A 1,155-nucleotide genomic window follows, 5' to 3' on the forward strand; every position below is an offset into this window, starting at 1 on the left:
GGGCGCGGGGCCGGTGGCCGGGGAGAAGACGGGCGGGACCTGGACGGAGGACTCCCCGAGGGGTCTGGTGCATGAGCGTCTGCGGCGCGGTGGGATCGGCGACCGGCGCCCCCCGGCGGGGTGGCCGGCGTCGGTCGGCCCCGGCGTGTCGAGGACGGGGTCGGGGAAGTGCTCGCCCAGGAGGTCGCCCTCGGGGTAGTGCCCGCCCGGGAGGTGGTCCGCTCCGTCGTGCTCCTGCGCGAAGGGCGCCGCCGCGAAGGCGGGGTCGGCGAGCGCGTCGAGGACGTTCGCGTCCGGATCCGGCACGGTCTGCGGGGCGGGCACCAGGCCGCCACCCCTCGGACGGCGCAGAGCACGGAGGTGGTCACGGGCTCGGACAGGGGCGGCTGGGTGAGCGGCGAGTCCGCGGCCGGCTCGGTGGGCCTGGCCACCATGCCGGTCTCCGCCGGGTCCTCCACGGGCTGCAGGGCGGCGTCCGGGACGGCCGGGGCCTCCGTGGCGGCGGGGTCATGCCCGGCGCGGGCGGGGCGGATGACGGGGATCGCCGAGACCTCCACCGGCACCTCCGGGATACGGGGATCGAACGACTCCGGGTGCGGATCCTGCGCCACCGTGACCTCCTGCCTGTGCCGTGCCCTGCCGCTCCTCGCGGTCCAGTACATCACGCACGGCGGGCACCGCGGCCCGCCCAGAACGAAGCGAGGCCCTCCGTGGACGGAGGGCCTCGCGGCGGTGGATCTTACTGGACTCGAACCAGCGACCTCTCGCGTGTGAAGCGAACGCTCTAACCAACTGAGCTAAAGATCCATGAAGTGTCCCCCGCACAGGCGGGGCAACTCGCAGAAATATACACGATGTCCCCGCGCCGGTCCAAACCGGGACCCGGTCCTGCGGCGCGGGCACGGAGCGGGGGCGGAGACCCGCAGGTCCCCGCCCCCCGTCCCGTCGCGCCGAGGGGGTTCGCTCCTGTGCCCTGCGCCCGGTGACCGTGGCGCGCGGGCCGCCGGGCGCGTCCGGTCACTCGGTGCGGCCAGCGGACGGCACCCGAGGCGCCCAGGGGCGGCCGCGGCGTCCACGAGACCCGCGCCGCGGCCCTCGGCGCAGGTGCCCGGCAGGGTCCGCGCGGTGTCCTTGAGCCGCCTGCTCGATTGCGGC

The 1,155-nt window shown here is 76.2% G+C and carries 1 protein-coding gene and 1 tRNA gene; both read right to left on the reverse strand.

Annotated elements, in window-relative coordinates:
* Positions 1-324 (reverse strand): hypothetical protein (locus AC2W7A_RS12685; protein ID WP_485991646.1); only part of this gene is annotated, 324 nt, incomplete at its 3' end.
* Positions 325-733: 409 nt separating this feature from the next.
* Positions 734-807 (reverse strand) — tRNA-Val (locus AC2W7A_RS12690).
* Between the last annotated feature and the right edge of the window lie 348 nt (positions 808-1,155).

It is taken from the genome of Micrococcus sp. LASM2_SD2 (genome assembly GCF_057364565.1).